20 protein-coding genes are annotated in these 25,255 nt (G+C 67.0%); 12 read left to right on the top strand and 8 right to left on the bottom strand.

Features of this window, described 5'->3' with window-relative positions; translation table 11 throughout:
* Positions 1 to 61 precede the first annotated feature (61 nt).
* Genes nrdE through nrdH form a run of 3 tightly spaced genes read right to left on the bottom strand, consistent with a single transcriptional unit; the run spans position 62 to position 2,876 of the window.
* Positions 62 to 2,218, bottom strand: a complete 2,157-nt coding sequence (nrdE, locus tag JJJ14_RS00265; protein ID WP_201444351.1) for a class 1b ribonucleoside-diphosphate reductase subunit alpha — start codon at positions 2,216 to 2,218, stop codon at positions 62 to 64.
* Positions 2,203 to 2,613, bottom strand: a complete 411-nt coding sequence (gene nrdI / locus JJJ14_RS00260; RefSeq protein ID WP_141405896.1) for a class Ib ribonucleoside-diphosphate reductase assembly flavoprotein NrdI — start codon at positions 2,611 to 2,613, stop codon at positions 2,203 to 2,205. Before nrdI ends, nrdE begins: the two co-directional genes overlap by 16 nt.
* Positions 2,614 to 2,630: 17 nt before the next feature.
* The gene (gene nrdH, locus JJJ14_RS00255) at positions 2,631 to 2,876 is read right to left on the bottom strand and encodes a glutaredoxin-like protein NrdH (RefSeq protein WP_003788409.1); all 246 of its coding nucleotides are present in this window, start codon (positions 2,874 to 2,876) and stop codon (positions 2,631 to 2,633) included.
* 686 nt (positions 2,877 to 3,562) lie between these two features.
* On the opposite strand from nrdH, the gene JJJ14_RS00250 reads away from it, so the two are divergent.
* The 6 genes from JJJ14_RS00250 (at position 3,563) to JJJ14_RS00225 (ending at position 11,920) form a co-directional block, all read left to right on the top strand.
* Positions 3,563 to 4,435, top strand: coding sequence for a DUF4956 domain-containing protein (locus JJJ14_RS00250; protein WP_201444350.1), 873 nt, complete (start codon positions 3,563 to 3,565; stop codon positions 4,433 to 4,435).
* A gap of 178 nt (positions 4,436 to 4,613) precedes the next feature.
* Positions 4,614 to 5,435 carry a polyphosphate polymerase domain-containing protein gene (locus JJJ14_RS00245; protein ID WP_201444349.1) on the top strand — a complete coding sequence of 274 codons (822 nt, stop codon included), beginning with the start codon at positions 4,614 to 4,616 and terminating at the stop codon, positions 5,433 to 5,435.
* Between the two features lie 278 nt (positions 5,436 to 5,713).
* Positions 5,714 to 6,523 (top strand): DUF4956 domain-containing protein, encoded by an 810-nt coding sequence (locus JJJ14_RS00240; protein WP_201444348.1) that lies wholly within the window; start codon positions 5,714 to 5,716, stop codon positions 6,521 to 6,523.
* 52 nt (positions 6,524 to 6,575) lie between these two features.
* On the top strand, positions 6,576 to 7,592 hold the full coding sequence (locus JJJ14_RS00235; RefSeq protein ID WP_201444347.1) for a polyphosphate polymerase domain-containing protein: 1,017 nt from the start codon (positions 6,576 to 6,578) through the stop codon (positions 7,590 to 7,592).
* Positions 7,593 to 7,663: 71 nt separating this feature from the next.
* The gene (locus JJJ14_RS00230) at positions 7,664 to 9,439 is read left to right on the top strand and encodes a carbohydrate-binding domain-containing protein (protein ID WP_201444346.1); all 1,776 of its coding nucleotides are present in this window, start codon (positions 7,664 to 7,666) and stop codon (positions 9,437 to 9,439) included.
* 168 nt (positions 9,440 to 9,607) lie between these two features.
* Complete coding sequence (locus JJJ14_RS00225; RefSeq protein ID WP_201444345.1) at positions 9,608 to 11,920, top strand: hypothetical protein; 2,313 nt, start codon at positions 9,608 to 9,610, stop codon at positions 11,918 to 11,920.
* 63 nt (positions 11,921 to 11,983) lie between these two features.
* Here the strand turns inward: JJJ14_RS00225 and JJJ14_RS00220 are convergent, their stop codons facing one another.
* The 3 genes from JJJ14_RS00220 to JJJ14_RS00210 all read right to left on the bottom strand — a co-directional run bounded on the left by JJJ14_RS00220 (position 11,984) and on the right by JJJ14_RS00210 (position 16,317).
* Complete coding sequence (locus JJJ14_RS00220; protein ID WP_330831696.1) at positions 11,984 to 13,645, bottom strand: L-serine ammonia-lyase; 1,662 nt, start codon at positions 13,643 to 13,645, stop codon at positions 11,984 to 11,986.
* Positions 13,646 to 13,706: 61 nt separating this feature from the next.
* Positions 13,707 to 15,710, bottom strand: coding sequence for an alpha-amylase family protein (locus JJJ14_RS00215; protein WP_201444344.1), 2,004 nt, complete (start codon positions 15,708 to 15,710; stop codon positions 13,707 to 13,709).
* A gap of 466 nt (positions 15,711 to 16,176) precedes the next feature.
* The gene (locus JJJ14_RS00210; protein ID WP_233431669.1) at positions 16,177 to 16,317 is read right to left on the bottom strand and encodes a winged helix-turn-helix transcriptional regulator; all 141 of its coding nucleotides are present in this window, start codon (positions 16,315 to 16,317) and stop codon (positions 16,177 to 16,179) included.
* Between JJJ14_RS00210 and JJJ14_RS00205 the strand changes: the two genes are divergently transcribed.
* The gene (locus JJJ14_RS00205; protein ID WP_233431681.1) at positions 16,267 to 16,800 is read left to right on the top strand and encodes an NAD(P)-dependent oxidoreductase; all 534 of its coding nucleotides are present in this window, start codon (positions 16,267 to 16,269) and stop codon (positions 16,798 to 16,800) included. The genes JJJ14_RS00210 and JJJ14_RS00205 overlap by 51 nt on opposite strands.
* Positions 16,801 to 16,929: 129 nt before the next feature.
* On the opposite strand, the gene JJJ14_RS00200 is transcribed toward JJJ14_RS00205, so the two are convergent.
* Positions 16,930 to 17,529, bottom strand: coding sequence for a DUF1269 domain-containing protein (locus JJJ14_RS00200; protein ID WP_060957054.1), 600 nt, complete (start codon positions 17,527 to 17,529; stop codon positions 16,930 to 16,932).
* Positions 17,530 to 17,859: 330 nt separating this feature from the next.
* Here JJJ14_RS00200 and thiD point away from each other — a divergent pair, with 330 nt between their 5' ends.
* The 4 genes from thiD (at position 17,860) to JJJ14_RS00180 (ending at position 21,103) form a co-directional block, all read left to right on the top strand.
* The gene (thiD, locus tag JJJ14_RS00195; protein WP_101559284.1) at positions 17,860 to 18,678 is read left to right on the top strand and encodes a bifunctional hydroxymethylpyrimidine kinase/phosphomethylpyrimidine kinase; all 819 of its coding nucleotides are present in this window, start codon (positions 17,860 to 17,862) and stop codon (positions 18,676 to 18,678) included.
* Between the two features lie 300 nt (positions 18,679 to 18,978).
* Positions 18,979 to 19,329 (top strand): PadR family transcriptional regulator, encoded by a 351-nt coding sequence (locus tag JJJ14_RS00190; RefSeq protein ID WP_201444343.1) that lies wholly within the window; start codon positions 18,979 to 18,981, stop codon positions 19,327 to 19,329.
* Complete coding sequence (locus tag JJJ14_RS00185) at positions 19,326 to 20,315, top strand: ABC transporter ATP-binding protein (protein WP_201444342.1); 990 nt, start codon at positions 19,326 to 19,328, stop codon at positions 20,313 to 20,315. Before JJJ14_RS00190 ends, JJJ14_RS00185 begins: the two co-directional genes overlap by 4 nt.
* Positions 20,312 to 21,103: an ABC transporter permease gene (locus JJJ14_RS00180; protein WP_201444341.1), complete on the top strand. Its 792-nt coding sequence runs from the start codon at positions 20,312 to 20,314 to the stop codon at positions 21,101 to 21,103. Before JJJ14_RS00185 ends, JJJ14_RS00180 begins: the two co-directional genes overlap by 4 nt.
* On the opposite strand, the gene dnaB is transcribed toward JJJ14_RS00180, so the two are convergent.
* Entirely contained in the window at positions 21,094 to 22,518 is a 1,425-nt protein-coding gene (dnaB, locus tag JJJ14_RS00175; protein WP_201444340.1) for a replicative DNA helicase, read from the bottom strand. The genes JJJ14_RS00180 and dnaB overlap by 10 nt on opposite strands.
* A 794-nt stretch (positions 22,519 to 23,312) precedes the next feature.
* On the opposite strand from dnaB, the gene JJJ14_RS00170 reads away from it, so the two are divergent.
* Positions 23,313 to 24,731: an MATE family efflux transporter gene (locus JJJ14_RS00170; RefSeq protein WP_201444339.1), complete on the top strand. Its 1,419-nt coding sequence runs from the start codon at positions 23,313 to 23,315 to the stop codon at positions 24,729 to 24,731.
* The last annotated feature ends 524 nt before the right edge of the window (positions 24,732 to 25,255 follow it).

Raw genomic sequence — 25,255 nt, 5'->3', positions numbered from 1 at the left:
GAGGAATCATGTCCTCTCGGCCCCGACGGCAGTCATGGGCAGGCAGCCGACGGCGGCCGGCTCACAGCATGCAGGAGACGCAGCCCTCGACCTCGGTTCCGGTCAGGGCGGCCTGACGCAGGCGGATGTAGTAGAGGGTCTTGATGCCCTTGCGCCAGGCGTAAATCTGGGCTCGGTTGACGTCGCGGGTGGTGGCCGTGTCCGGGAAGAACAGCGTGAGGCTCAGCCCCTGGTCCACGTGCTGGGTGGCCACGGCGTAGGTGTCGATGATCTTCTCCGGGCCGATCTCATAGGCGTCCCGGTAGTACTCGAGGTTGTCATTCGTCATGAAGGGCGCCGGGTAGTAGACGCGGCCGATCTTGCCCTCCTTGCGGATCTCCACCTTGGCCACGATCGGGTGGATCGAGGAGGTGGAGTTGTTGATGTAGGAGATCGAGCCGGTGGGCGGCACGGCCTGCAGGTTGCGGTTGTACAGGCCACCCTTCTTGATCTTCTCCGCCAGCTCGGCCCAGTCCTCACGCGTGGGAACGTGCACGCTGGAGGCCGCGAAGATCTCCTTGACGCGCTCGGTGACCGGCACGAAGTCCTGGGTCACGTACTTCTCGAAGAACTCGCCGCTGGCGTAGGTCGAGTCCTCGAAGCCCACGAAACTCTCCCCGCGCTCCACGGCCATCTCGTTCGACGCCGTCAGGGCGGCGAACAGGACACTGGCGAAGTAGACGTTGGTGAAGTCCAGGCCCTCCTCGGAGCCGTAGTGGATGCGCTCGCGCGCCAGGAAGCCATGGAGGTTCATCTGCCCCAGGCCAATGGCGTGCGACTCATGGTTGCCCCGGTCGATGGAAGGCACGCTGGGCAGGTGGGTCTGGTCGCTGACGGCGGTCAGGCCGCGCACAGCGGTGCGGATCGTGCGGGCGAAGTCCGGGGAGTCCATCGTCTTGGCGATGTTGAGGCTGCCCAGGTTGCAGGAGATGTCCTTGCCCACGTGGGCGTAGGTGAGGTCCTCGTTGAGCTCGCTGGGCTCGGAGACCTGAAGGATCTCGGAGCACAGGTTGGACATGACGACCTTGCCCTTGATGGGGTTGGCCTTGTTGACCGTGTCCTCGAACATGACGTACGGGTAGCCGGACTCGAACTGGATCTCGGCCAGAGTCTGGAAGAAGGTACGGGCGTTGATCTTCTTCTTCTTGATGCGCCCGTCGTCCACCATCTCGCGGTACTTCTCAGTGACGTTGATGTCCGCGAAGGGCATGCCGTAGACGCGCTCGACGTCGTAGGGGCTGAAGAGGTACATGTCCTCGTTGTTGCGGGCCAGCTCGAAGGTGATGTCCGGGATGACGACGCCCAGTGAGAGGGTCTTGATGCGGATCTTCTCGTCGGCGTTCTCACGCTTGGTGTCCAGGAACCGCATGATGTCGGGGTGGTGGGCGTGCAGGTACACGGCCCCTGCACCCTGGCGGGCCCCGAGCTGGTTGGCGTAGGAGAAGGAGTCCTCCAGCAGCTTCATGACGGGGATGACGCCGCTGGACTGGTTCTCGATGCGCTTGATGGGGGCGCCCATCTCCCGCAGGTTGCTCAGCAGGAGGGCCACTCCCCCGCCGCGCTTGGACAGCTGGAGGGCGGAGTTGATGCCACGGGCGATCGACTCCATGTTGTCCTCGATGCGCACGAGGAAGCAGGAGACGGGCTCCCCGCGCTGGGCCTTGCCCTCGTTGAGGAAGGTGGGGGTGGCCGGCTGGAAGCGGCCGGACATCATCTCGTCGACGAGGTCGAGGGCCAGCTGCTCATCGCCGTCGGCCAGCGTGAGGGCCACCATGGTGACACGGTCCTCGAAGCGCTCCAGGTAGCGCTTCCCGTCGAAGGTCTTGAGCGTGTAGGACGTGTAGTACTTGAAGGCGCCCAGGAAGGTCTCGAAGCGGAACTTGTGGGCATAGGCGGCCTTGAAGGCGGACTTGACGAACTCCGGGGAGTACTTGTCCAGGATGTGGCCCTCGTAGTAACCCTCCTCGACCAGGTACTCGAGCTTCTCCTCCAAGTCGTGGAAGAAGACCGTGTTCTGGTTGACGTGCTGGAGGAAGTACTGCCGGGCCGCCTCGTGGTCGGCATCGAACTGGATCTTGCCCTGCGCGTCGTAGAGGTTCAGCTTCGCGTTGAGCGCGTGGTAGTCCAGCTCCGGGGAGGACACGGTCTCTGAGCCGGTGTCCGTCAGCGTGTCTGCCAAAAGTTTTCCAATCCTTCTTTGACGCGTGCGACGTCCGTGGGGGTGCCGAGCAGCTCGTAGCGGTACAGGAACGGCACTCCCAACTTGCTGGCGATGATGTCACCCGCCAGGCAGTAGGCCTGGCCGAAGTTGGTGTTGCCCGAGGCGATGACGCCCCGGCACAGGGCCCGGTTGTCCGGGTTGTTGAGGAAGGCGATGACCTGCTTGGGCACCGCCCCCTTGACGGAGCCGCCACCGTAGGTGGGCACGACCAGGACGTACTCCTCATCCACGGTCAGCGGCGACTCCGTGCGCCTCAGGGGGATGCGCGCCGTCGGGAAGCCGAGCTTGCCCACGAATCGGTGCGTGTTCTCCGAGGTGGAGGAGAAGTAGACCAGCAGAGGCCCGCTACTCACGGCGCGCCCCCGCGGCCTCAGACCGCGACGGACTCGACGGCCAGGGCGAGGGTCTTGATCTTGTCCGGACGGAAGCCGGACCAGTGGTCCTCTCCGGCGACGACGACGGGGGCCTGGGCGTATCCCAGGGACTTGACCTGCTCGAGGGCCTGAGCGTCCAAGGAGATGTCCACCGTCTCGTAGGACAGGCCGGCCTTGTCCATGGCGCGGTAGGTGGCCGTGCACTGGACGCAGTTGGGCTTGCTGTAGATGGTGATCGCCATGTCCGTCTCTTCCTCAGGGTCGAGTGGCGGTGACTGCGGCCCGTCCCCGAACAGGGACTGCGCCGGCGGCACCACACGCTTGTCATTCACGGGAGGCCAGAACGGCCCCGCGGAGCAAGACACTACCCCTTGGGGTGATCCGGGTCCATCACCCCAAGATGCTGTGTCTAACGTGGCCCTGTGCACACCACCCCTCCCCTCTGTGGAAAACCTTCGCCTCACTGTGGACGGCTGGTGGAGACAGTCCGTGGACGCCTCGTTGGAGGACCTCGAGCCCATCCCCGCAATCCGCACAACGATGGTCCTGCACGGGTACGACATCTATTCGCCCCCCTTAACCACAGGCGCGGCCGGTCGTCGGTAGCTCTCTACCCCCAACCCTGGGGATGAAGACGCAGAATTCGCCCTCTTGGACGCGCCCCTTCGGCGTGTCGCCGCACCCAGCGAACATCCAGCAAGTGACCGGGATTCGACGACATCGAAAGCGACCACCTCGATCGACACTTCCCGCCGCCAGCACACACCAGGCCGGTGATAACCGTGACAACAGGGAAGGCTGCTCCGAGCAGTATGCAGCCTCACACCACACAAGGGGCTCGCGCACTAGCGCGATTTATACAAACCAACCTATCGTTATGTTAGCGTAATAATACGGTTCCCAACCCATCTCCCCCAAGGACATCCTCATGCAGCAGGTGTTGCAAGACCTACCACTGACACTGGCCTACATCGGCGCCGACCTGGTGGCTCTCGCCATCCTGGTCGGGGCCCTGTACATTCCGCGCCACGGGCGCCGAGACCTGGTGGCCGCCTACATCGGCGTCAACGTGGGCGTCCTGGCGGTCACCCTGCTGCTGTCGACGAGCGACAACGTCGGAGCCGGTCTGGGCCTGGGACTCTTCGGTGTTCTGTCCATCATCCGCCTGCGCTCCTCCTCCCTGGCCCAGGGGGAGGTGGCCTACTTCTTCGCAGCCCTGGCCCTGGGCCTGCTCGGCGGCATCAAGAGCCACCTCATCATCGTCGCCATCCTCATGGCCCTCATCCTCGCCTCGTTGTGGGTGGGGGACCATCCCGCACTCATGCGCCGCAACCGCAACCAGGTCGTCACCCTCGACCGGGCCATCAGCGACGAGAACGAGCTCATCACCGAGCTCGAGGACCTGCTCGGCGCCCATGTGCGCAGCGTCGACCTCAAGAGCCTGGACCTGGTCAACGACACCACCATCGTCGAGGTCCACTACCGATTGCGGCCTCGCTCCCGCGCAGCGAGGCCGGCTCAGCCGCCGGCCGCCCAGCTGCAGCAGGAGGAGACGCACCAGGGTCCCCACCTGGTCCGGGAGGCCCCGCCTCAGGCCCCCGTTCAGGCCGCCGCTCAGGTTCAGCCCGCCGGCCAGCAGCTCTGGCCCGAGACCCCCGTGGCCGACAGCGCCGCGAGAGCAGCCACTGCCCCACCTCGCTACGACTGGATCACCGGTCACCGCCAGCAACAGGCCCCCGCCTCCCAGCAGCACGCTCAGGTGAACAACCCTCCGTCCATGGTCCAGCCCCGCTACAACTGACCGCGCCGGCCCGCCCCCACTGGCGGTGCCCCGCATCGGGACTGCATCGTCGCCTCGAGGACATTACGCACCCACAGCGTCACCGCACCCGCCACTGCCGCCGCTCTCCTCCACCGCTGCCACCCAGCAGCACCGGCTCCCCCACCTCGCGACTCCCGATCCCGGAAAGGACTGCACCGTGCTGAACACCGACGGCATCAACACGATCACCCTCGCCGAGCTCAACTCCGAGGCGAGTCTCCTGACCCGCATGGACCGCAAGTACCTGGTTCCCCCCGGCGACACCCAGCACGTCATCAGCCACCTCGCCCCGCGAGCGCAGGTCCTCCAGATCGACGGCCTGCGTCACTTCCGTTACGCCTCGACCTACTTCGACACCCCCGGCCTGGACGCCTACTTCCTGGCGGCCCGCAAGCGCCGTCGGCGTTACAAGATCCGCACCCGCACCTATCTGGACTCCGGCCTGTGCTTCCTGGAGGTCAAGACCAACGGGTCGCGCGAGGCCACGGTCAAGGACCGCTTCAAGTACGATCCCGACGACGCCGACCGCGTCACACCTGACGGTCGCCTGTTCGTCATCGAGCGCCTCGTGGAGTCCGGCACCTGCTCCTCGGACGAGGCGCGCACGATCGCCGATGCCCTCGTCCCGGTCATGGACTCCACCTACAGCCGCACCACCCTGCACCTGCCCCACGACGAGGCCCGGGCCACCTTCGACACCCAGCTCACTTGGGACCTGTTCGGCCCCGATGGGAAGCGCCTGGGGCAGGGCGTCATGGTCGATCACCTCAACGTCGTCGAGACGAAGAACCCCTCCACGGCCTCCCCCACGGATCGCCTCCTGTGGCATCAGGGGCACCGGCCGGCCCGCATCTCGAAGTACGCCACCGGTATGGCGCTGCTGTACGCGAACCTGCCCACCAACCGGTGGAACCGCACCATCAAGCGGGATCTAGGGCGCTACTGGCGTCAGGCCCAGTCGCGCCAGCTCGCGGCCTGAGCAGCGGCCCTCACGCTTCCACCCCACCCCCAACCAGCGCCTCCACAGGTTCCGGGCACCGCCCGCCTGCGGGGGCGCTGTTGGTCGCCTTACGCCGCGGCGCGGCAAGTCATGCCTCCCCCATGCCCTGTTCACAGCGCGCTCATGGAATGCGCCCGTTGACTGTTTCTCACCGGACGGAGCCGCACAAGGCCGCGGCGCGCTGAGGGCGCTCCCCTGCTGCCCACCCCGCGGTCAGGCCCCGTCACCGGTCCGATTGACCCGACAGGAGCCTCCCGATGAGCCTGACCACCCTGACCTACATCGCCGCCGACCTGATCGCCCTCGCCGTCCTGGTCGGGGCCCTCTACGCCCCCCGCCACGCACGCAAGGACCTCATGGCCGCCTACATCGGCGTCAACGTGGGCGTCCTGGCAGTCACCCTGCTGCTGTCGACGGCGAGCGTCGCGGCCGGCCTGGGCCTGGGGCTCTTCGGCGTCCTGTCCATCATCCGCCTGCGCTCCACCGAGCTGGCCCAGCACGAGGTCGCCTACTTCTTCGCGGCCCTGGCCCTGGGCCTGCTCGGCGGGATCCAGGCCGCACCGATCGGGATGGTGGCGGCCCTCATGGGCACCGTCGTCGCCGCCCTGTGGATCGGTGACCACCCCGCGCTCATGCTCCGCAACCGTCACCAGGTGATCGTCCTCGACCACGCCATCACCAACGAGACCGCTCTCATCGCGCACCTGGAGCGCACCCTGGGCGGGCAGGTCCGCTCGGTGGAGGTCCAGCGCCTCGACCTGGTCGACGACACCACCACCGTTGACGTCCGCTTCCGGGTGCCGCGTCACACCCCCGCTGAGCTCGAGACGGCCACGGCCTTCGACGACGTCACCCCCGCCGCGCAGCCGGCCACCGAGCCGAGCGGCGTCGTCGCAAGCGAGGCACAGGCCGCCCAGCCCTGGAGCGGCACGCGCCTGAACGCCGCGCAGGCCGGCTCCCGCCCCGAACCCGTCGAGGCCCAGCCCCTCACCGTGACACCGGCCACCCAGTACGTCACCCGCTCCAGCAGTCAGGCGGCCTCGCCCGCGGCCGTGGCCTGGCGCTGAGCGCCGCCCCGGATGAAGCCGACAGGACAGACCAGGACAGACAAGGAGCCCAATGATGACCACGACGACGACCTCGACGGCGATCTCAACGGCGACCGTGAGCACCTCCCGGGCAGTCTCCTCCGCGGGGCCTCTGGCTCCGACGTCGGGCTCCCTGAACGCAGAGCACCTGGCCACAACCAGTCTCGCCGAGCTCAACGACGCCGCGGGCCTGCTCACCCGGGTGGACCGCAAGTACCTGGTGCCGCTGGAGCGTGCGCAGGAGCTCGTGGGCGGCCTCAGCTCGGAGGCCCAGGTCCTGGAGATCGACGGGAGGCGCCGCTTCTCCTACGCCTCGACCTACTTCGACACCCCGGGGCTGGAGGCCTTCATGCTCACGGCCCGCAAGCGGCGTCGGCGCTTCAAGGTGCGCACCCGCACCTACCTGGATTCCGGCCTGTGCTTCCTGGAGGTCAAGACCCGCGGCGCGCGCGGCACCACCGTCAAGCGGCGCATGGGATACCACCCCGACGATGCCTCCCGCCTGACCGGCTCGGGCCGCGCCTTCGTGGCCGCCTGCCTGGCGAGCACGGGGGTCACCGGTCCGGCTGCGGCCCGGGATATTGCCGCCGCGCTGCGGCCGGTGCTGGCCACCACCTATGAGCGCACCACCCTGCACCTGCCGCGCTCCGAGGCCCGGGCCACCATCGACACGTCCCTGACCTGGCGGCGCCTGACACCGGGGGTCCGCACGAGGACCGCCGGAGTCGCCGGGGCCCCGCAGGCCCTACGCCCGGCCCACCTGACCGCGGCCATCGACGGTGGCGAGCCGGTGGCTGTGGCGGGCCTCGCCGTCGTCGAGACGAAGAACCCGGCCACACCCTCGCCTGCGGACCGGGCCCTGTGGGACGCCGGCCACCGCCCCGCCCGCATCTCGAAGTACGCCACCGGGATGGCGCTGCTCCACCCCGAGCTCCCCGCCAACCGGTGGTACCGGACCCTGACCCACGAGCTCGCCGACCTGTTCGGCACCGACCACTCCAGCCTGGAGAGCATCGGCGCCACCCGCGCCACCACGAGCGCCGCCTGAGCGCCACCCCTAGACCACCCACGATCCGACACCCGCCCAGAGAAGAACCCGAGAAGAAGAGGCCAGACACCATGAAGACCACCAAGACGACGACCACGCCCCTCCACCGACTCCGCCGTCGTGCGACCGGAGCCGTCGCGTTCCTGGCCGCGATCGCCCTGGCGGCCGGCTGCTCGACCTCCTCGGCCTCCGGCAATGCCAGCGCCTCGAGCTCGAGTGAGTCGGATACGACGTGGACGACGATCTCCTCGTCGGTGGCCACGGCGTCGACCGGCGCAAGCGTCTCCGACATCCTGGGCGCGAACGCCTCGGTGGAGGACGCCTCGAGCTCCGCGGACGACGCCGGGACCCCGGACACGTCGTCGGCCACCACGATCACGCTGTCGGGCTCGTCGGCCTCGGCCAGCGGGTCGGCGTCGAGCAACGTGAAGGTCGACGGGGGCACCGTCACCATCAGCGGCGGCGGCACCTACGTCATCAGCGGCGAGCTCAGCAACGGGCGGATCGTCGTCAACGCCCCCAAGGCCGACGTGCGCCTGGTCCTCAAGGGCGCGAGCATCACGAGCTCGGACGGGCCGGCCATCGACATCCAGGACGCCGGCAAGGCGATCGTGGTCCTGGCCAAGGACTCCAAGAACACGCTGACCGACGGCGCGAGCTACGCCTCGGGGCAGGAGGCCACCGCCGCCCTGTTCTCCTCCGACACGCTCACCGTCACCGGGACCGGCCAGCTGGACGTGACCGGCTCCTACAAGGACGGCATCTTCTCCAAGAACGGCCTCATCATCACCGGGAACGCCACCATCAAGGTCAAGGCCGCCGACGACGGCCTGCGCGGCAAGGACTACCTGGTGGTGGAGTCCGGGACGCTGACGGTCGAGGCCGGGGGCGACGCCCTGAAGTCCAGTGAGGGCAACGATGAGACGAAGGGCTTCATCTCCCTGGGTAAGGCAAGCATCACGCTGACCTCCACCGACGACGCGATCTCGGCGACCACGGACGTCACTGTCAAGGACACGACCCTGACGATCACGGCCGGCGGCGGCCAGGCCAACGCCACCGTTGAGGAGCAGGCCCCGCCCGGGCAGGAGTCGACGGCGGACTCCTCGACGCCTTCGCCCAAGGGCATCAACGCCGGGGTGAGCTACACGCAAGATTCCGGGAAGGTCACCGTCAACGCGGCCGATGAGGGGCTGCAGGCGGCGTTCATCAACGTGGCCGGCGGGGAGCTGTCCATCGCGGCGGGCGACGACGGCATCAACGCCTCCAACGGCGACCACGTCATCGAGGGGCACGAGAATGCCGACTCCGAGTCCGACGACGGCTCAGTGCTGACGATCAGCGGCGGCGAGGTGGAGGTCTCCTACGCCTCCTCCGACGGTATCGACTCCAACGGATCGGCCTACGTCAAGGGCGGGATCGTGGTGGTCTCGGGGCAGGCCGGCGCGATGGACGGCTCGGTGGACGCCAATGGCGAGAGCCAGCTCGTGGGGGTGATGGGCTCTCCGTCGGTCAGCACGGGTGACACGCTGACCGTCACGGATGCTTCCGGGTCGCAGGTGGCCTCGCTCAAGGTGGACTTCACGGCGGAGGCGATTACGGTGCTGGGGCTCACCGAGGGCCAGCAGTACACGGTGGCGACGTCGTCGGGCGGCTCGGCCACGGGGACGGCCTCGGCGCTGTCGGCCGGGATGGGCGGTCCCATGGGTGGTGGCGCCGGTGGTCAGGGAGGCCAGGGCGGTCAGCCCGGTGGCGGGGGCCAGGGCCAGCAGCCCGGTGGCGGGCAGCAGTCCGGCAACCAGAACAGCCAGTCGAACAGCACGTCCAGCACCGCCCAGAGCAGCTGACCCGGTCAGGACACTGAGGTGGGGGCCGCAGCGCAACGCTGCGGCCCCCCACCTTGTCAACAATACGTTTACAAGAAAACTAACTGATAACCACGACGAGATAGTTAAAGTTCTGATAAACTCGCAAACATGACTTTAAAAATTGCGGGACTAGCGATCATTTACACAATGACATATCGCCTGTACCGCAGGAGACTCCCCCGCATTCGACGTCGCTTAGGCATAGCCTTGGGGAAACTGAACGAAACTACAATCACCTTAGGGCTGGGCAGGTTAAGCCAAGTTACCGTATTCGCTGTAACCTCATTTCTAACACACTTCATTGCAAAACACCAGCAATGGACACCATGGAGATCTATTTTTAAAAGCCAAAACTCACCATCCATAATCTTAAGCGATAATGCTCCAGTATTACTCGCCGTCCTTGTTTTCATTACTAGCAGCGCAGCAAACGCGGTACGAGACAGAAAGCAGGGCGGAACATACTTCGGACAGTTCCTGTCCAGCTATCTCATTCATCGCTCCATAACAAGCGATATAATTTGGACTCCGATTTTCAATCTTCTTGTGTTGATATCGCTCGCATTTCCATTCATTCTTAGGGCATTCGATACCACAGGCATCTCAACTCCAGACTGGATTGCTGTAGACATTCACACATTAATGCTGTCCCTATGGGCGTCATCTTTAATCATTGTTGGCATCGTGTTGTTATTCAATTTCCTATCGTTACTTCGGCAATCAATGGTACATCTATTTCAGCCAAACCAAGTTAAGAATGAAATCAGAATGGACGCCGAAATAGATACCATCAGCGAAATTAGGTCTATACTTGCATCAAGAGAGTACGACAAAGACAGTTTGTCCACCATATATCACAACCACTGCATAAAATTCTGGTTAAATCTACCGAACAGAGACGAGCAGGACGAATATTTCAGGGTGACAGTATCTTCCAGGGAATGGCTGCGCCAACAGTTGCGTACTTCCTGGGTTATTCAACATAGACTACTTCGAAATAAGAAAAAATGGGTATGGTCGTATCTGCAATATCCTTCGTTGTGGATATCTCTAACTTGGTCCAGGATACTGGAACACAAGCTCGAGGCATTCGAGCACATCATGAAGGGCCGGCATGACACATTTGTCGGATTCATTAACTCTGAAATTAGCGTAGAGCATCGCGCAATTCTGTTGAGACAGATGTGCATCGATTCACTCAGAATGGACCAAATAGTGCGAAGTAGCATCCCAACCTCACTGCCTCACAATACACAACGCGGCGCACTTCTTCGCAAATGCGGCATTCTATCTAACGTTAACGAACTCCCTCAAAGCCATCCATATGGAATAGTTGGAGGACCTACTGAATTCTTCCTTCAAGTTCAACGGCAAGATGACTCTCCCTTGGTCGTCACCTTGCCCGCTATTACGTACAGAGAGATCGCCAAAACTATTCATAATGGGCACTCCCCTAACAAGCCGCTGAGCCTTCGTTATTCCACGGCCTGCCTGGATGAGACTGTCCGCTCAGCTGCTAATATCCATCACGAACCGACCCAAAGATACGCACTTCGCTATCTTGTCGAATCATTGATTGACTCACTCATCATCAACCGACATCCTGACGAACATATCCCTGCCGATGAATTACAAACACTGATTCCCGGCCTCGACAGCTATTTAAACTCACCATCTCATGGGGAATCTAGTGGCAACTCAAACACCCCCAACCATCCAGCAGTTGATATAACCATTGGTTGCATAAAGTCCCAACTTAAGCCAGCCGGTCTTTTGAGTCCTGAGGCATATTCAGAACTACTGAAGTACGTGCACGAGGAAGAAGCGGCAGCAGCACTCCTGTACATGCTTTTATACGCCAGTAGAAGCAGTCGCAAAGTATCGTCCGATATTCTACGCCCCTTTGTGTCAGCGCTGCGTGACTACCACATAGCATCTGAGGACAATTTAAAAGTACCCTATGAAGTCACTTCGACATTTCTCAAAGGATCAATCTGTGTCTCACACAGATTTAACGAGTCTGGACTAACGTGGCTGTTTGATATTCTTAACGCCCCAATTACAGCCAGCCTGTACTGCGACCTGACAAACAGAGAAACAAGTAGATATGTCTACCTTAACTTCACTAACCTAGTGCTATGGAGAGCTATTGTTGGGAACAGAATATACTGTGGAGAACACTTCATTGATAGCAAACAGGAATCGCTCGAAGAAAGAGATATCAAGAACGCAAGAAAAGGCATTAAAACAGCTGCCGAGATTCTTGAAGGCGCTGGAATGGAGTATGAAGCTCGAAATATCCGCTCATCTCTGCTTATCGAAGAGTCGGCAGAAGAACAACAACCACAGGAGTCGAGACGAGCAGCCTCAGCACGCCCCCTCCCTCATTTCCATGCCAGGCCAACACCTGGTGCTGATCGACGCCTAAGTAATCGTCAGAGGCGTCGGAAACAGCATTAGATTAATCTCGGTCGATCGCATGTGCTGAGTTGGATGCATAACAGATGAACAGATACATTGTATTCAGCACTCCACGACGTTGACGGCCAGGCCGCCGCGGGAGGTCTCCTTGTACTTGGCGAGCATGTCCTCGCCGGTCTGACGCATCGTCTCAATGACGGTGTCGAGGCTGACGGCGTGCCGGCCCTCGCCCCACAAGGCCATGCGGGCGGCGTTGATGGCCTTGACCGCGGCCACCGCGTTGCGCTCGATGCAGGGGATCTGGACCAGCCCGCCCACCGGGTCACAGGTGAGCCCCAGGTTGTGCTCCATGGCGATCTCGGCGGCGTTCTCCACCTGGGCGGGCGTCCCACCCAAGGCCTCAGCCAGGCCGGCGGCCGCCATCGAGGAGGCCGATCCGACCTCCCCCTGGCAGCCCACCTCGGCCCCCGCGATCGAGGCATTGGTCTTGATGAGCCCGCCCACGGCCGTCGCCGCCAGCAGGAAGCGGCGGGCGCCGTCGTCGTCGGCCCCGGGGATGAAACGCTCGTAGTAGGCCAGGACCGCCGGGACGATGCCGGCCGCACCGTTGGTGGGGGCAGTGACCACGCGACGCCCGGCGGCATTCTCCTCGTTGACCGCGAGCGCGAACAAATCCACCCAGTCCATGCCGCGCAGGGGGTCGGCCATGGTGAAGGCGGCAGCCGGGCCACTCGACTGGGCGCACAGCCGCTCGTGAAGGGCCTTGGCGCGCCGACGCACCCCGAGCCCGCCCGGCAGGATGCCCTCGGCGTTCATGCCCGCCTCGATGCAGGCCCGCATCGTGACGCGCAGCCTGTCCAGGTAGGCGATGACCTCCTCGCGGCTGCGGGCGGAGAGCTCGTTGGCCAGGACGACGTCGGACACGCTCAGGCCCTCACGCTCGCAAATCGCCAGCATCGCGGCCGACGTGGTGAAGGGGAAAGGCGCGGGGGTGGCGTGGGCCTGGGAGGCGGAGGCGGTCGCCAAGGCCTGAATCGACGGCGACCCGGGCGCGCCGACGTCCTCCATGACGAAGCCGCCGCCCACGGAGTAGTAGGTGCGGCGCAGGATTTCGGCGCCACTGGCGCAGTAGGCGGTCAGGGTCATGCCGTTGACGTGGTAGGGCAGGACCCGACCGGGCAGGAAGTGGATGTCGGCGCTCGGGATGAAGGGGATGGGACCGACGCCGTCGACCACCAGCTCGCCGGCGGCCTCGACCTCCTCCATGAGGGACTCACACACGACGGCGGAGACCGTCTCGGGCTCGTAGCCGGCCAGACCCATGACGGTGGCACGGTCGGTGGCGTGCCCGCGGCCGGTGGCACCCAGCGAGCCGTAGAGCTCGACGGTGACGCGGCTGGGCTGCGGCAGGCCGGCGCCGGGGGCCGATGAGGCGCACTCGCCGTCGGAGGCCCCCGCGCCGCCCGAACGGACCGCATCGGCCAGGGCCCGGCTGAAGGCGCGGCCGGCCCGCATGGGGCCCACGGTGTGGGAGGAGGACGGGCCGATGCCGATGCGCATGAGGTCGAAGACGCTCAGCGGGCGGGGCGCCTGCTCGACGTCGATGGCCCCGGCCAGAAGCGCCGCGGGTGTGGCCGAGTCCAGTGCCGCGGAGACGAGCGCGGTCTCCCGGGCGACGTCGGATGGCTCAGTGACCGCCGTCGTCGCGGATCGGGCTGCGGAATGGGGGACGTGCGTCGAGATGGGCAGGCTACGGCGGGTCACGTGCTTAATGATGCACGTCCGCCGTCCGGGACCCAACTCCGTGCCGGGACCTTCGTCCGTCTCAGTCCGTGGGGCGCACCAGCCACCAGGCGGCGTAGGGCGGCACGGGCACGCGCCCCTCCCCCGCCCCGTCCAGCGTGGTGGAGCCGAAGGGGACCGTGTCGGTCAGGACGTCGGTGGCCCCCATGACCCCGAGCCGGGCGAGCTGGTCGGCAGCCACCGAGCGCCACTGCGGCGTCACGTTGTACACGCCCACGAAGCTGCCGCGCGGGTGGTCGCGGTAGGTCACCAGCACCCCGGGGTCGTCCACGTCCTGGACCTGGGTGCGCACGACGGCGTCGAGCTGGGGCAGGCCGGCGCGCACCTGCGCCATGTGCGCCAGGTCGGTGAAGACGCGCCCCTCGACGGTGGAGCGGTCACGGCGGTTGGCAAGCCGGCCCTCGTCGAGGCGGGGGCGCCCGGCCCAGCGCGAGTCGGCCTCGTGGCCCGGCTCAGTGTCCCAGTTGGGGTCGTTGGGCTGGGCAAGCTCGTCCCCGCTCCACAGGACGGGGATGCCGCCCCAGCCATAGACGATGGCGTGGGCCATACGCAGGGCGTGGATCCGCTCCTCGCGCCAGGTCCACAGCGCCTCGGCCTCGTGCTCGGGGGTCTCGTCGGTGACGCCCTCCCAGGCCTGGGCGGCGGCCTCGATCCCGATGAGTGAGGCGGCCGTCCCGGCGATGCGCCGGTCCCCGGTGGCCGGGTTGTGCTGGAAGACCAGGCCCGCGGCGTCGGAGGTGGGGTACTCGCCGCTGTACCAGTCGGCCAGGAAGGAGCGGTGGTCGTAACCGGACAGGCCGACGGAGGCCGCGTCGTCGTCGTCAATGGCCCAGCCGATGTCGTCGTGGCAGCGCAGGTAGGTGATCCAGGTGGCGGTGGAGGGCTCGACCGGCAGGTTCTGGAGGGCCTCGACGGCCAGCGTCGTGTCGCGCGCCGCGAGCATGGACCAGATCTGGACCATGAGGGAGTTGTGGTAGGCCAGGTCGGAGACCTTGCCGGTGTACTTGCCCTGGCCCAGGTACTGGAGGAGCTCAGTGGGGGCGACGATCGCCTCGGCCTTGAGGTCGACGGCGGGGCAGGCGATGCGAGTCAGGGCGCGCAGGACCTCGGTGATGGCGTGGACCTCGGGCTGGCCCTGGCAGTCGGTGCCCTTGCGCTTGATGGTGAAGGCGATGGCGTCCAGGCGCAGCACCTCGACGCCGCGGTTGGCCAGGTTCAGGACGATGCCGGCGAACTCGGCCATGACGTGGGGGTTGCGCCAGTTGAGGTCCCACTGGAAGGAGTTGAAGGTGGTCCACACCCAGCCGCCCACGCCGTCGTCCCAGGTGAAGTTGCCGGGGGCGAAGTCGGGGAAGACCTCCGGCAGGGTGCGCTCGTAGGCGTCGGGCTCAGTGCGGTCGGGGAAGATGAGGAAGTAGTCGCGGTAGCGCTGCTCGCCGGCGCGGGCCCGCACCGCCCACTCGTGCTCGGCGGCCACGTGGTTGAGGACGAGGTCCACCACCAGGGAGATGCCCTCGGCGCGCAGCTCGCCGGCCAGGTGCTCGAGGTCCTCCATGGTGCCCAGGTCCGGGCGCACGGTGCGGTAGTCGGCGACCGCGTAGCCGCCGTCGGAGTCGCCGGGGCGCGGGGTGAGCAGCGGCATGAGGTGGAGGTAGGTGACGCCCAGCTCGCGCAGGTAGTCGATGCGGTCCTCCACGCCGCGCAGGGTGCCGGCGAAGCGCTCGGTGTAAGCGGCGTATCCGACGCGGCCGGGGTGCTGGGCCCAGGCGGGGTCGAGGGTGCGGGCCAAGTCCAGGCGGCGCAGCTCGTAGTCGCGCTTCGCGTAGGCCCGGGCGGCCAGGGCCAGCAGGTTGAGTGCCTCCTCCTCGGCGGCGTCGCCGTAGAGGGTGGTGAGCCCGTCAAGGAGGTCGGGGTACCAGGCCTCCGCGCGCGTGAGGAAGATGTCCCGCTCCACGGCCTCAAGCGGGTCCAGGACGTGGAAGACGATGTCGTTGAGGGATGGCGGGAGGGAAGTGGCGGCGCTCATAGATCTATGGTCCCCGATTCGGCGGCGGCGCGGTACTGATTTCCTCATCGTCCCGTCGGCCGGGGCGACCATCGGCGAGGCGGCGGCACGGTCGGGTGCGCGATCGGCCGCATAGTCGGTCGCCGACGGCATCCTCGGCGAGGCCGCGCCTCAGACGGTCACGCAGTCGGCCATACAGTCGGCCCCCGACGGCCACCAACAACCACCAACAGGCTCCGCCCCACCTTCTGCCCCACGGCGCCGGCCGCCTGAGCCCGCGAGCCCACCACCGACGGGGACATTGCACGCGGCCGGGTGCGTGTCCTTCCGGGCGGGGGCATTCGACGCCGTCGGGGACAGCAATCCCGTCCCCGCACGCGCGACACGTCCCCGGCTGACCGGGAAGGCACCCGGCCGCGCAGAATGTCCCCGGCGGCAGAAACAGCCGCGGAAACAAGCGCGCTCACGTCCCAATCGCGCCGGGGCATCAGGGCCCGACGGCGTCGTAGGACTCGCGGTGGGCCAGGATCTGGGCGGAGTGGGTGTGGATCCAGGTGCGCAGCGCGTCGATGGGGGCCTGGAGGCTGCGCCCCAGGTCGGTCAGCTCGTAGTCGACCCGTGGCGGCACGCCCGGCAGCTGGGTGCGCGTCACCAGGCCGTCGTCGACCTCATCAACAACTCCGACGCCACCGTCATCACCGTCTCCGCCGGCCGCGGGGAGTCCGCCCAGCCCGTCATCGACGCTCACCGCGCCCTTATCGCGGCGGCCCCCACCGGCCGGACCATCGTCGTCGGCGGCGCCGGCTCCCTGCTCACCCCCGACGGCACCCGCCTGGTGGACACCCCCGGATTCCCCGAGGAGTACAAGCCCGAGGCCCAGGCCTTCACCGAGATCCTCGACCTCTACCGCGAGGCCGGCAGCACCCTGACCTGGACCTTCCTCTCCCCCGCCCCGGAGTTCACCGACAAGCCGCGCACCGGCACCTACACCGAGGGCACCGACCAGCCCGCGGGCAGTGAGATCTCCGTGGCCGACTTCGCCGTCGCCCTGGTGGACGAGGCCGAGAAGGACGCACACCGCGGCCACCGCTGGACCATCGCCAACGCCTGAGACCGCGGGGACGCGCCTCCCCACAGGAGCGCCGGGCTCGGTCAAACCACGTCGGTTCGACCGAGCCCGGTCGCTCGTCGCTTCAGACGACGACGCCGGCACGGGTTTGTGCCGGCGTCGCGCCCATTCTCAGTGGCGGCTGAACTTCTCGCGAAGCGCCTCGATACGGCGCTCCCGGTTCTCCTTGCGCTCCTGACGCTTCTCCTCACGCATCGCCCGACGCGCCGCCTCAGCGGCCTCCTCGGCGGCAGCGTTCTGCGCCTCGAGCTCAGCAAGGACCTCATCGAGGGGACGACGCACGATCGAGCCCCCGAGCTCGGCCACGGCCGCGTCCAGGGGAGCGGTGCTGCCGTCCTCATCGGTCTGGGCGATGATGGCGTTGGATCCCGGCGTCATCAGGTTGGCGAAAGTGCTCACGGCGAGATCCCCGACCTCCGCCCGAGAGACGTCAACCGCAGCGCCGGTGGCCGCACCGACTCCCAGCCCCAGCAGCATCCCGATCGGACCTCCCAGGGCCCCGACAAGAACACCGATGAGCGAGCCGGTCCCCAGTCCCAGACCGGCGTGACCGTCCTCCCCCTCGGGGATCGTCAGCCGACCATCGGCGTCGCACTCGACCAGGACGGCGCTGACAACTCCCAGACGCTCGGAACCGGCACTGATCTTGCTGAAGGCCTCGTAGGTCTTGGACTTCTCCGGATAGACGATGGCGGCGATGTACTCAGTCATGTGATGAGTCCCCCTTCATAGGTAATGCGATCTGTCGAACCCACATTCGGGCTGCGGAACACGGTAGTACTGTCTCCAACCTGCACGCGTGCAAACTCGATGAAGTGATTGTCACCATAAGAGACTGGGTGTCAGATAGCAGGCACCTGTCAGGTTTCTGGCACGTTCACCGGCAGACGTTGATGGCTGGTGCAACACCCACGGCGCCACGGCATCAGACAGTATCAGACGGGTACCGAAGGTGCCGGGAACCGCTGCACGCTCACCGCTGCTCAAACACGCGGTGCGCCCAGATGGCCACCGGCCCCGATCAGGACGCAGGCTAGGACCATGACAGCAGCACCCCCTCCCATCGCCCTGACCATCGCCGGCTCCGAGGCCTCGGGCGGCGCCGGCGCCCAGACCGACCTCAAGACCTTCCACACCCTCGGCGTCTACGGATGCACGGCCCTGACCTGCATCGTGTCCATGGACCCCAAGGACGGGTGGAACCACCGCTTCGTCCCCGTGGACCCCGGCGTCATCGCCGACCAGATCGAGACCTGCGCCGCCGTCCACTCGCGCGTCGACGCCGTCAAGATCGGCATGCTGGGGACCGCACCCACCATCGACGTCGTCGAGCAGGCCCTGCAGACCTACAACTTCCCCGCCGTGGTGCTCGACCCGGTCCTCATCTGCAAGGGCCAGGAGTTCGGGGGCGCCCTCGAGGTGGACAACGCCCTGCGCACCAAGATCCTGCCGCGCGCCACGATGACCACCCCGAACCTCTTCGAGGCCGCCACGCTGGCGGGCATGGAGGAGATCACCACCGTTGAACAGCTCAAGGACGCCGCCAAGCGCATCCACGACCAGGGCGTCCCCAATGTCCTGACCAAGGCCGGCCCGTCGCTGGGCACCGGCACCGCCCTGGACGTCTTCTACGACGGCACCACCCTGGAGGTCCTCGAGGTTGAGGCCGTGGGCACCGAGCGCGTCCACGGCGCTGGTTGCACCCTGGCGGCTGCGGTGACCGCCGAGCTCGCCAAGGGCGCCTCCCCGCTTGAGGCCGCTGTCACCGCCAAGGAGGTCGTCTCCTCCTCCATCCGGCACGGCCTGCGCGGCAATATGCCCTTCCTCTACGTCTACCAGGGCGAGTACCGGCAGGACTGAGGCGCCCCTCGGTTTCTCACCGATCTTCCCGATTCACCATCCGCCGCCGACGGTTGTCAACCCGTCGGCGGCGGATGTGCGTCTTCTACGCCCAGATCTGTCACTCCTGGCGACTTTTCAGGCGGACGGCTGCGGCCGCCGACCCATCCGCACCGGCCTGACCTGCGCAGACGCCCCAGGCCCACCAGCGGAAGCAGCACCGACGCACCTAAAAGTCGCCATCCGTGACAGATCGGCCCCTGGGAACCGGCACGCCAGTCCAGTAGACAGATAACCTAGTAACTAGGTAGTCTATAAACCATGGACTCATCAGCGGCGCGCCTCCTGCGCGGATTCCTGGAACCCTGTCTGCTGTCGCTGCTGGCCGAGCACGCCGACTACGGGCTGTCCCTGGCCCAGCGGCTCGCCGCCGCCGGATTGGACGAGGTACCCGGCGGCACGCTCTACCCGGCTCTCATGCGCCTGGAGAAGCGCGGCCTCGTCGCAGTCTCCTGGCGCCCCTCCACCTCCGGGCCCGCCCGCAAGTACTACGAGCTGACAGACGCCGGACACACCGAGCTCGCCTCACGACGAGCCGAGTGGCGGGCCTTCTCCACAGCGGTCGGTGCTCTCATCGAGGGCCGCAGGGTGCGCACGGAGGTCCCCTCATGAACCGGCCCGAGGAAGCCAGGGACCCAGCACAGAACACGACGGCCGAGTGGTACCGAAGCTTCGAGATGGAGCTCGCCTCCCGCGGTCTGCCGGCCTCCGAGGTCGAGCGCACAGCCGCCTCAACTCGGGCCGAGGCCGAGGCGGCCGGAGTACCGCCCGGCGACCTGTACGGTCCGGCAGTCCTCTACGCCCGCGATGTCGCCTCAGCACTACGGGACTACCAGACAACAGCACCCGACCCGGCCTCACTCAGCTCAGCGCTCCACATCACTACCGACCTCGGTACCACTGACCTCTCCACCGAATCGGCCAAGACTTCGCCTGCTACCCCCGTGGTCCTGCGCCTGACGGACGTCTCCGCGCACCGCGGCAGGCGCACGGTCCTGTCCGGAATCAACCTCACCATCCACCGGGGCGAGGTCGTCGCCGTCGTCGGAGCCAACGGCGCCGGCAAGTCGACCCTGCTTCAGCTCTGCGCGGGCCTGCTGCGCGCGAGCGGCGGGAGTATCGAGAGGGCGCTGAACTTCGACTACGCGCCTCAGCTCGACTCCTTGGCGCCACTGCTCACGGTCGACGAGCACCTCAGGCTCTTCGGCGCGGCACGCGGTATGCGGCGGCACCGCTCGGTCTCGACGGGGCACCGGCTCCTGACCCGCCTGGGCTGGACGGCCCGCGGAGACCAGATCGCCGGAACACTCTCGGGCGGGACTCAGCAGAAGCTCAACGTCGCTCTCGCCCAGCTCAACGCGCCCGACCTGCTCCTCCTGGATGAGCCCTACCAGGGCCTGGATGCCCTGGCCTACGAAGACCTGTGGGCACTCATCTCGGCCTGGCGCGCCTCGGGCGCGGGCGTCCTGCTGGTCACCCACCTGCTGCGTGACGTCGACCTGGTCGACCGCGTCGTCGAGCTGCCGGCCCCGCAGGAGGACGCAAGCCGGACTTTCCTCCGAATGCCCCGACGGACGCTACGAAGGGAGTCCGCATGAGCACCTCGCCTGACCAGTCCACGCTGCAGGCCGAGTGGGGATGCGCCGAGGGCGCCCGGTTCCGGTCGATGGCCGCGACCACGGGCCTGGTCGCACTCGTCACCCTGCGTGAGCTCGCCCGACGGCGCGGCGCACTCGCGCTGGCGACCCTCCTGCCGCTGACCTTCTACCTGGTGCGCCTGGAGACGCACTGGACCGCCATCCGGCTCCTGTCGATCGGCCTGGGCTGGGCGACGGCGACGCTGGCGCTGTTCACGCAGGTCTCGTCCCGTTCAGTCGACCGCCGCCTCGTGGTGGGTGGGGCGCCGCCCGCGACGCTGCTGCTGGGCCGATACCTCGCGGTGCTCGGACTCGGCTGGATCCTCGGCCTGCTCTACAGCGGCCTCGTCCTGGCCACGATCGGCGACGAGCTCACCCACCCGAGCGCGGTGCCGGTCATGCTGCTGCTGACCGCCACCGTGGCCACTCCCCTGGGCTCCCTGGCCGCCGCCCTGGTTCCACGGGACCTCGAGGGGGCTCTTCTGCTGCTGTCAGTCATGGCGGTGCAGGTGCTGGTGGATCCTTCCGAGGCCTGGACCCGCGTCCTGCCGCTGTGGTCGACCCGGGAGCTGGCCAGCGTCGTCGTGGAGAACCTGGGGCCCGACACGGCCGACTACCTCCGCCGCGGGCTGACGCATGGCGCCGCCATGGCAGTCCTGCTGACGGCGGCGAGCTGGGCCGTGGGCGTCCTGCGGCTGCGCACGGTCCGCCTCCCGGCCCCGTCCCCTGCCGGGCCGGCCTACTCGTAGGCGGGCTCGGGGGTGACGTCGCGCGCCATGTTGGCGAAGCGCGACACGTGCCCCTGGAAAGCCACCGGGATGGTGCGGGTCTGCCCGTTACGGTGCTTGGCCACGATGATGTCGGCCTCGCCAGGGCGATCCTCGTTGTTGTAGTACTCCGGGCGGTGCAGCAGCACGATGATGTCCGCGTCCTGCTCCAGCGACCCGGACTCGCGCAGGTCGCTCATCTGGGGCTTGTTGCCGGTGCGCTGCTCGGGACCGCGGTTGAGCTGGGCGACGGCGATCACCGGGATCTCCAGCTCCTTGGCCAGCAGCTTGAGGGAGCGGGAGAACTCGGAGACCTCCTGCTGACGCGACTCGACGCGCTTGCCCGAGCTCATGAGCTGGAGGTAGTCGATGACCATGAGCCCCAGGTTGTGCTGCTGCTTCATGCGCAGCGCCTTGGAGCGGATCTCCGGCATCGTGAGGTTGGGTGAGTCGTCAATGAACAGCGGCGCGTTGGAGACGGGGTTGTAGGCCACGGCGACGTCGGTCCAGTCGCGGTCCTCCATCTGGCGCGAGCCGCGCAGCTTGTTCATGTCCACGCTGGACTCGGCGGCCAGGATGCGCATCATGAGCTCCATGCGCCCCATCTCCAGGGAGAAGTAGCAACTGGTGATCCCATGGTGGATCGACGCCGAGCGGCAGAAGTCCACGGCGAGTGTGGACTTCCCCATGGCGGGGCGCGCAGCCACGATAATCATCTGGCCGGGGTGGAGCCCGCCGGTGAGCTCGTCGAGCTCGATGAAGCCGGTCGGCACCCCGGTCAGCGCCCCGTTGTCGCGGTTCTGGGCGGCCTCGATCTCCAGGTTGGCCTCGCCCAGCAGCTCGGAGACGGCGACGTAGTCCTCCTTCTCCCCCTCGTGATGAGCCACCGAGTAGACCTCGGCCTCGGCCAGCGTGACGAGCTCGGCGATGTCGCCGGCGTCGGTGGAGTATCCGAGCTGGGTGATGCGGGTGCCGGCCTGGACCAGGCCGCGCATGAGCGCCTTGTCCTTGACGATGCGGGCGTAGTAGCCGGCGTTGGCGGCGGTGGGGACGGTGGCCATGAGGGTGGCCAGGTAGGGGGCGCCGCCGATGCGTTCGAGCTCGCCGCGCTTGGAGAGCTCATCGGCGACGATGAGCGGGTCGGCGGGCTCGGAGCGGTTGTAGACCTCGACGATCGCGTCGAAGATCGACTCGTGGACCGACCGGTAGAACTCCGGGCCACGCAGGACGTCGATAACGTCGGTGATGGCCTCCTTGCTCAGGAGCATGCCGCCGAGCGTGGCCATCTCGGCCTCGAGGTCCTGGGGCGGGAGGCGGTCGAAGGCGGAGCTGTCGGTGCGGACGCTTCCGTCGTCGGCGCCGCCCGATCCGGCCTGAGCGCCCATGCCGTTGTCCATCGGCCACCTCCCGCACTGTCACGCCGGTTGGTCCCGGCTCGTCCTACTGCTCCCGACGGCGGCCCGCCGCGTCAGGAAGACGCTCGCCCGCGTGGAGCGCGCGCGTGACCATAACGCCATCGGGCAGGCCCCGCAAACTCTCAAGTTCACCCGTCTTGGGGATATCCGCACCGCCGCTGTGGGAAGACCCCCAGAGCCTGGGGACAGAGGTGGACAGGCTGTGGACACAGATGTGCGCACTGGTGGCGACTCCCCCATAGGAAGGCGACTTTTCCTTGGTATACCAGGAATCCTAGAGTTCAGGCTTCCTATAGGTTCTTCCCACGACATCACAATGTGATCTGTGGACAAGTGGGTAAACCTGTGGACAAACATCATCTTCGACTTGAGGTCCGCACCGTTTGTGACTCCCCTACAGGGTGGTCCGTTCCAGTTATCCCCAACCCCCGCCATCTCGGCCGAACATCGGCTTCATCAGGCATATCCTCAGCAAATATTCAGCCTTCTAGTACTTTCCTGGAGCTCGAATAGTTGTGTGATCCCCCAGGACAATCCCGGCGATCCGTAGCCTCGGTCACGCCCAGGCTCCACCGCCGCGACCTCACCTCAACCTCATCCTCAACCTGGCCGTGAGGACCTCCCCGGACAGTCTCCCTCCGTGCTCGGAGCCGGCACCCGGCCCCTACCCTCGAGCGCTCCGCGGTGGCGGCCACGCGCTCCTCACTGCGCGGTACCGCCCGGGGACCGCCGAGGCGCTGATCCTCCGGCGCGGACCCCTGGTCCACAATGGGGCCGTGCCCAACACCAGTCACCCCGACTCCTCCGGCCTCAACCGTCAGGTCCTGTCCCTGGCCGTCCCCGCTCTGGGAGCTCTCATCGCTGAGCCACTCTTCGTCCTGGCGGACTCGGCCATGGTCGGCCACCTCGGCGCGGTGAGCCTGGCGGGCCTATCCCTAGCCTCGACGATCCTGACGACGACGGTGGGCCTGTTCGTCTTCCTGGCCTACGCCACCACGGCGACGACGGCGCGGCTGTTCGGGGCCGGCCGGCGCACCGAGGGCCTGCGGGCCGGCGTCGACGGCATGTGGCTAGCGCTCCTGCTGGGGCTGGTGGCGGGCGCCTTCCTGGGGCTGACCGCCCCCTGGCTGACCGCAGCGATGGGCGCCGACGGCGCGGTGGCTCAGGCGGCCGTAGCCTACCTGCGCGCCTCATGCCCGGGACTGCCCGGGATGTTCGTTGTCCTGGCCGCCACCGGCGTGCTGCGCGGCCTGCTGGACACTCGCACGCCCTTCGTCGTGGCCACGGCCGGGGCGGTCTTCAACGTCGTCGTCAACGCGATCCTGCTCTACGGCGTCGGAATGGGGATCGCGGGCTCGGGCGCCGGCACCGCGATCGCGCAGACGGCCATGGCGCTGGCGCTGGCCGGTCCGATCGCCCGGGCGGCCCGGGCGGCCGGCGTGGGTCTGCTCCCCCACCGCCAGGGCCTGCGGGCCTCCCTGGGCAGTGGGACGCCCCTGCTCATCCGTTCACTGAGCCTGCGGGCGGCGATCCTGGTGACCGTGTGGGCGGCAACCGCGCTCGGGGAGGTGTCGCTGGCCGCCCACCAGGTCGTCAACGCCCTGTGGACCTTTGCGGCCTTCGCGCTGGATGCGCTGGCCGTGGCGGCGCAGGCCCTCATCGGCACCGCCCTGGGACAGGCCCAGAGGGCGGACGCGGACTCGGCCGCACCGGAGGCTGACGCCCTCACCGAGGAGGAGGCCGGGGCTGCTGCGGCGACCGCCGGCTGGTCCATTGACGAGCTCCTGAAGCGGATGCTGGCCTGGGGCGCCGGGACGGGGATCCTTATCGGCGTACTCATGGCGGCGGGCGCCGCCTGGCTACCCCGCGCCTTCACCTCCGACCCGGGCGTCATCGCGGCCGCCACCCCGACGCTCCTGGTCGCGGCGAGCGCGCAGCCACTCGCCGGGGTCGTCTTCCTGCTCGACGGCGTGCTCATGGGCGCCGGCGACGGCCGCTACCTGGCCCGGGCGGGCCTGGTGACGCTGGTGCCCTATGTGCCGCTCGCGCTGCTCATCGGAGGCGGCGTGCTGCCAGGGGCTGGCGGGGCGACGTCGGGCCTGGTGCTGCTGTGGATCGCCTTCGCCTGGGTCTTCATGGCCGCCCGCGGCACCACTACCTATCTGCGCTCGCGCGGCACCGCCTGGCGCCACTGATCGGCCCCGCACCGCCCGGCCCCTCCGGCCCCTCGCCCCGCGCGTTCGTACCTTATGTCGTGCGTTCGAGGGATAGAGGGTACGAACGCGCGACCTACCCTACGAACCGAACAGCCGGCACGACGCCGTCACTCCGTGGCCACAGTACTGACCGTTCCCTGCACATCCACAGGGCTCCGATGCTGCGGTGGCCACCTCATCCACCTGCCCATCACGCTTGCCGTATGGAGCCCTATCCCGAACCGCCTCAGCTGCCGCCCGTTGTCGCATCCGCCGGCCCACCGACCGCCATGCGCAACCCAGTGAGGGTCCTTCGTGGTGTCTACGCGGACATCGGCGCACAGGACCTCCCCCGTTGGGAGGCTGACGAGCGCCTCAGCCTGGCCCGCTGCGCCGCTGCCTGTTTGCAGGTCGAGTCCGCGCGCTGTCTGAGCCACGAGTCTGCCGCACTCGTTCACGGTCTGTGGCTGCGGGAGCGTGAGCCGGACGTCAGCGTCGTCGTCCCATCGCGACCGCACCATCCT

The sequence above is a fragment of the Actinomyces sp. HMT 175 genome, from assembly GCF_016694895.1.
Taxonomy (GTDB): Bacteria; Actinomycetota; Actinomycetes; order Actinomycetales; family Actinomycetaceae; genus Actinomyces; species Actinomyces oris.
This window is presented reverse-complemented; position numbering and strand designations above follow the sequence as displayed.

Excerpts from the sequence above, each read along its gene's own strand:
- nrdH (WP_003788409.1), bottom strand. The coding sequence starts at position 2,876 with ATGGCGATCACCATCTACAGCAAGCCCAACTGCGTCCAGTGCACGGCC.
- JJJ14_RS00250 (WP_201444350.1), top strand. The coding sequence starts at position 3,563 with ATGCAGCAGGTGTTGCAAGACCTACCACTGACACTGGCCTACATCGGC.
- JJJ14_RS00240 (WP_201444348.1), top strand. The coding sequence starts at position 5,714 with ATGAGCCTGACCACCCTGACCTACATCGCCGCCGACCTGATCGCCCTC.
- JJJ14_RS00235 (WP_201444347.1), top strand. The coding sequence starts at position 6,576 with ATGATGACCACGACGACGACCTCGACGGCGATCTCAACGGCGACCGTG.
- JJJ14_RS00230 (WP_201444346.1), top strand. The coding sequence starts at position 7,664 with ATGAAGACCACCAAGACGACGACCACGCCCCTCCACCGACTCCGCCGT.
- JJJ14_RS00225 (WP_201444345.1), top strand. The coding sequence starts at position 9,608 with ATGACATATCGCCTGTACCGCAGGAGACTCCCCCGCATTCGACGTCGC.
- JJJ14_RS00215 (WP_201444344.1), bottom strand. The coding sequence starts at position 15,710 with ATGAGCGCCGCCACTTCCCTCCCGCCATCCCTCAACGACATCGTCTTC.
- JJJ14_RS00200 (WP_060957054.1), bottom strand. The coding sequence starts at position 17,529 with ATGACTGAGTACATCGCCGCCATCGTCTATCCGGAGAAGTCCAAGACC.
- thiD (WP_101559284.1), top strand. The coding sequence starts at position 17,860 with ATGACAGCAGCACCCCCTCCCATCGCCCTGACCATCGCCGGCTCCGAG.
- JJJ14_RS00190 (WP_201444343.1), top strand. The coding sequence starts at position 18,979 with ATGGACTCATCAGCGGCGCGCCTCCTGCGCGGATTCCTGGAACCCTGT.
- JJJ14_RS00185 (WP_201444342.1), top strand. The coding sequence starts at position 19,326 with ATGAACCGGCCCGAGGAAGCCAGGGACCCAGCACAGAACACGACGGCC.
- JJJ14_RS00180 (WP_201444341.1), top strand. The coding sequence starts at position 20,312 with ATGAGCACCTCGCCTGACCAGTCCACGCTGCAGGCCGAGTGGGGATGC.
- dnaB (WP_201444340.1), bottom strand. The coding sequence starts at position 22,518 with ATGGACAACGGCATGGGCGCTCAGGCCGGATCGGGCGGCGCCGACGAC.